Below are 4,828 nucleotides of genomic sequence, written 5' to 3'. Positions count from 1 at the left end.
CTATAACCAAAGCGATACGCGATCGAAAAAGGACGCCCTCGGGGCCAGGTCCCGCGGGCGCCAGGTGGTCCCTTCCCTGGTGGTCAACCGTTCGGGTAATTCCCGCCGTCGTCGCCGTCGCCTATCATGAAGCCGCTGCCGGTGTCGTTCATCAGCCTCTGGTCGACATTGTCGAGGCGGCGCAGCAGCTCATGGTATTGCGCGGACGGGACCCGGCCGTGATCCGAAGCCGCGACGTGCTCCGCGGCCTGGCTGATGCGAGCGGCGCGCATGTGCAGTTGCTGCGCTTCGGAAGCCGAAATGTTGTTCGCCTGCCGGGCATCGGTGATGCCCTGATCCACGCCCTGGGCCTGATCGATAAGACCGGCCGCGCGCGGGCCGATGAAATCGGCCGTAGGGGTCGCGTCGAGCGCCCCCTTGTGGTGTCCGGCCGCATAGGCGCCGGCAAGCGGGGCCGCGATCAACGCGGCAGCCAGGGTCATAGTCTTGAGAGATGTTGAAGCGCGCATGGCGGCGCATCCTCCGATAGGGAAGGCTGCGGCCCTGCCGCTTGCCTTCCGAACTTTGCGGGCCGTCCGGTTCCGTCGCGTCGCGATGGGAGGCATCGCCGGCGGTCCCCGGCCCTGCGCGGCAAATTAGGTGCGTCGATTGCCGATGTGTAATTAAAAAATGATAATGTTTTCAGGCCTTGCCGACGGGACTTGGTACTCTAAGTATTCAGCCGACAAACAACTTACCGTGACTTGGTGTGATAATGGATCACCGTTCGGTGAGCTTCAGTTCAATGCGGCGGTTCTTGCTGCGCGCCTCGTCGGTGTCGGCGGGGTCGAGTGGCTGGAACTCGCCGAAGCCGGCGGCCACCAGCCGGTTGGCCGGCACGCCGTTCTCGATCAGGAACTTCACCACCGAGGTGGCGCGCGCGGTCGACAGTTCCCAGTTGTCGCGATAGCGGCCGGTGCCGGACAGCGGTTTGTTGTCGGTGTGGCCGTCGACGCGCAGCACCCAGCTGATCTCCGGCGGGATTTCCTTCTGCAATTCGATGATGGCGTCGGCGAGCTTCTTCATCTCGACCTTGCCGGCGTCGTTGATCACGTCGGAACCGGTCGGAAATAGCACCTCCGACTGGAAGACAAAACGGTCGCCGACGATGCGGATGTTCTCGCGGTCGGCGAGGATCTCGCGCAGCCGGCCGAAGAAGTCGGAACGGTAGCGGTTGAGCTCCTGGACGCGCTGCGCCAGCGCCACGTTCAGACGGCGGCCGAGATCGGCGATCTTGGTGTTGGAGTCGCGGTCGCGCTGCTCGGAGACGTTGAGCGCGTCTTCCAGCGCGCCGATCTGCTTGCGTAAGGCGGCAATCTGCTGGTTGAGGATCTCGACCTGGCTCAGCGCCTGCTGGCTGATCTGGCGCTGGTTGCTGAGTTCGCCGGAAAGCTGGTCCGCCCGCTTGTTGGCCGCGTCGCCGGCGCCGGCGCCCTGCGCCAGCAATTGCTCGAGGCGGCTCTTTTCGGCCTGCGCCGCCGACAGCGATGCCTGCAGGTTGGCGAGCGTATCCTCCTTGTCCTGGCTGTTCGAGCGCTCCAGCGCGAGCAACTGGGTCAGCTCGTTGATCTGCGAGTTGAGACGGTTGAGCACGGTGTCCTTGCCGGAGATCTCGCGGCTGAGCAGGAACTGCGCCAGCACGAAGACGGTGAGCAGGAACATGATCGCCAGAAGCAACGTCGACAGCGCGTCGACGAAGCCCGGCCAATAGTCGATGCGGCGGTCGGCGCGCCGTCTTGCCAGCGCCACGTCAGTGGACCCCTTGCTTCTTCAGCGCGTCGGCGATCTTTTCCAGCGTGTTGCGCATGGCCTTCTGCTCGTCCGACTGGGCCTCGACCCAGTCGCGCATGATCTGCTGCTCGGAGCGCATGTTCTTGACCAGCCCCGAAATGCCGTCGGCGAGGTTGGCCATGGCGGTGGCGACGCGCGGATTGGAGCCGCCGCCATTCTCCTGCAGGCTGCGCAGCCGCTCGGACAGCAGGCGGATGTCCTCGGAGGACTCGGTCTTGGCCGTGTCGGAGACGACGATGTCCGACGACAGGTCGGTGACCGAGGACAGCCAGTTCTCGAGCTCGGTGTAGAAACGGGTCTGGGCGCGGCCGGCCTGCAGGTCGAGGAAGCCGAGCACCAGCGAGCCGGAGAGGCCGAACAGCGAGGACGAAAAGGCGGTGCCCATGCCGGCGAGCGGCGCCGACAGACCCTGCTTCAGCGCGTCGAGCACGGCGGCGGCATCGCCGGTGCCGGGGTCCAGCGCCTCGATCGTCTCGCGGATCGAGGCGATGGTGTTGAGCAAGCCCCAGAAGGTGCCGAGCAGGCCGAGGAACACCAGCAGGCCGACAAGATAGCGTGAGGTGTCGCGGCTCTCGTCGAGGCGGGGTGCGATGGAATCCAGCATCGTGCGCATCGACGAGGTCGAGAAGGCGATCGTCGACGAGCGGCCGATCATCGCCTTCATTGGCGCCAACAGCACCGGCTCGGTGGTTTCGGAGCCGGCGCGGAAGGAATTGACCCAGCGCACCTCGCGGAACAGCCGCCCGACCTGGACGAAGGCAAGCAGGATGCCGACCGCCAGCACGCCGACGATCAGCCCGTTGAGGCCCGGATTGCTGGAGAAGGCGGTGGAGATCTGGCGGGTGAGGATGGCGGCGATGAAAGCGACGATGATCAGGAAGATCACCATGGTGAGCAGGAAGACCTGCGGGCTCGACAGCTTGTGAGGATCGTAGACAAGGACGTCCGATCGCCTGCCGAAGGATCTGAGAAAAGCCATCCGTGCCCCGTTTCCGATGCCACCCGCCGCAGAATTGCCGCGACTCTAAACGGAATTGTGACCAAATTGAATGGTGCTTGGCAATATCGCCTATGTCATGGATTAGAACCGGTTGACGACCAGGCAGTCGACCATGGCGGCCAGATGCAGCCCGGCGCCGGTGACGACGAAGCCGTGCCAGACGGCATTGTGGAAGCGCAGGCCTTTCCAGGCGAAGAAGACGACGCCCAGGGAATAGACGATGCCGCCGGCGACGAGCAGCGCGACCGAGGTCGGCGGCAGCGTCTCGACCAGCGGTCCGGCGAGCACCACGCCGCTCCAGCCGATGGCGAGGTAGAAGACGATGGCCAGCCGGTCGTAGCGGCCGGGCAGGAACATCTTGATGGCGATGCCGGCCAGCGCGGCACCCCACACGACGACGATCATGGGCAATGCCAGCGGCGAGTTGTCGAGTTGGGCTAGGAAGGGCGTGTAGGTGGCGGCGATCAGGAGATAGATCGCGGCGTGGTCGAAGCGGCGCAGAATCCATTTCGCCGGCCAGGATACCGGCCACAGATTGTAGGCCAGCGACACCGACAGCACGGTGAGCAGCGAGACGACATAGAACACAGCGGCGGCATACTCGCCGGGGCCGGCATGGAAAGCCGCGAGCGCCAGGAAGGCGGAGCCCGCCGCGATCGCCAGCACGATGCCCACCGCGTGGACGATGCCGTCGGCGATCATTTCGGCGCGCGAATAATGCCAGCGTCCCACGAAGGGGATCTCAAGCTGCGTATCTGGTCGCGCGTCGCTCATCACATGATCCTGCAACCCTAATCTGGGCAGTCGCGGACCAGTATTTCAAGCTTGGGTTGCGGTTTTGCGACTGCCGCGCCGCGCGTCCTTTCGACGCGCAAAGAGCGCTGTGGCGCGTTGATTTGCGCATGATCCCTTGCGAAAATCGATTCCGACTTTCGCAGTAGGGCGCTGACCGCGACGCCGCGCTCAGCGAGGCGCCAACGGCTTCTTCACGGTCTTGAGCAGCGCGCGCTGGATGAGCTCGTTGCCGGCGACGACCTCGCCATTGTCCAGCATGTCCTGCGCGCCATCCATGTCGGAGACGAAGCCGCCGGCTTCGCGCACCAGAAGGATGCCGGCGGCGATATCCCAGGACGACAGGCCGGTTTCCCAGAAGCCGTCCATGCGTCCGGCCGCGACATAGGCAAGGTCGAGCGCCGCGGAACCGAGGCGGCGAACACCCGAGACTTCAGCCATGACGTTGCGCAGCTCGATCAGGAAGTTGCCGTGCTGGCCGCGGCCGAGATGCGGCACGCCGCAGCCGATCACCGCGTCGGTCAGCTTGGAGCGGCCGGCAACACGCAGCCGGCGGTCGTTCATGAACGCGCCGCCGCCGCGCTCGGCCGTGTAGAGCTCGTCCATGGCCGGATTGTAGACGACGCCGGCGACGACCTGGCCCTGGCGCTCGAGCGCGATCGACACCGAGAAGAGCGGGATGCCGTGCAGGAAGTTGGTGGTGCCGTCGAGCGGATCGACGATCCAGCGGTGCTGGGCGTCCTCGCCCTCCACGGCGCCGCGCTCCTCCATCAGGAAGGCATAGCCCGGCCGCGCCTTCGACAGCTCGGCGTAGACGATCTCTTCGGCCTTGCGGTCGGCCTGGCTGACATAGTCGCCCGGTCCCTTCATCGAGACCTGCAGGTTCTGCACCTCGCCGAAGTCGCGCGACAGCGAGCGGCCGGCCTTCATCGCGGCCTGCACCATGACGTTGAGGAGAGCGGAACGCGCCATTTTTTCTTCCTGGCTTTTTCTTCCTACCGGCCGGCGCTCAATCGGCGCGGCGCATATAGGTGATTTCGTTGGTGTCGACGATGATGCGCTCGCCGGCCGAGATGAAGGGCGGCACCAGAACGCGGATGCCGTTTTCCAGCACCGCCGGCTTGTAGGAGGAGGCGGCCGTCTGGCCGCGCACCACCGGATCGGCCTCGGTGACGGTCAGCGTCACCTGGTCGGGCAGCGAGATGC

At 65.4% G+C, this 4,828-nt stretch carries 5 protein-coding genes and 1 pseudogene; all 6 read right to left on the bottom strand.

Going from position 1 to position 4,828, the window contains the following annotated elements; all coding sequences use genetic code 11:
- Positions 1–83: 83 nt before the first annotated feature.
- On the bottom strand, positions 84–509 hold the full coding sequence (locus tag EOA27_RS22260; RefSeq protein WP_126080736.1) for a hypothetical protein: 426 nt from the start codon (positions 507–509) through the stop codon (positions 84–86).
- Positions 510–759: 250 nt separating this feature from the next.
- On the bottom strand, positions 760–1,788 hold the full coding sequence (locus tag EOA27_RS22255) for a peptidoglycan -binding protein (RefSeq protein WP_126080737.1): 1,029 nt from the start codon (positions 1,786–1,788) through the stop codon (positions 760–762).
- 1 nt (position 1,789) lies between these two features.
- Positions 1,790–2,809: a MotA/TolQ/ExbB proton channel family protein gene (locus tag EOA27_RS22250; RefSeq protein ID WP_127257184.1), complete on the bottom strand. Its 1,020-nt coding sequence runs from the start codon at positions 2,807–2,809 to the stop codon at positions 1,790–1,792.
- Between the two features lie 102 nt (positions 2,810–2,911).
- Complete coding sequence (locus EOA27_RS22245; protein ID WP_126080739.1) at positions 2,912–3,604, bottom strand: hemolysin III family protein; 693 nt, start codon at positions 3,602–3,604, stop codon at positions 2,912–2,914.
- A 189-nt stretch (positions 3,605–3,793) separates the two neighbouring features.
- The gene (locus EOA27_RS22240) at positions 3,794–4,594 is read right to left on the bottom strand and encodes an inositol monophosphatase family protein (RefSeq protein ID WP_126080740.1); all 801 of its coding nucleotides are present in this window, start codon (positions 4,592–4,594) and stop codon (positions 3,794–3,796) included.
- A 37-nt stretch (positions 4,595–4,631) separates the two neighbouring features.
- Positions 4,632–4,828 (bottom strand): annotated as a pseudogene (locus tag EOA27_RS22235) (elongation factor P); the annotation flags it as partial.

It is taken from the genome of Mesorhizobium sp. M2A.F.Ca.ET.037.01.1.1 (assembly GCF_003998075.1).
GTDB lineage: Bacteria > Pseudomonadota > Alphaproteobacteria > Rhizobiales > Rhizobiaceae > Mesorhizobium.
The sequence above is the reverse complement of the archived record's forward strand: the minus strand, read 5'-3'. Positions and strand labels throughout refer to the sequence as shown.

Bases quoted from the DNA above. Each gene is read 5' to 3' on its own strand.
- EOA27_RS22240 (WP_126080740.1), bottom strand. From the start codon at position 4,594: ATGGCGCGTTCCGCTCTCCTCAACGTCATGGTGCAGGCCGCGATGAAG.
- EOA27_RS22260 (WP_126080736.1), bottom strand. From the start codon at position 509: ATGCGCGCTTCAACATCTCTCAAGACTATGACCCTGGCTGCCGCGTTG.
- EOA27_RS22245 (WP_126080739.1), bottom strand. From the start codon at position 3,604: ATGAGCGACGCGCGACCAGATACGCAGCTTGAGATCCCCTTCGTGGGA.
- EOA27_RS22250 (WP_127257184.1), bottom strand. From the start codon at position 2,809: ATGGCTTTTCTCAGATCCTTCGGCAGGCGATCGGACGTCCTTGTCTAC.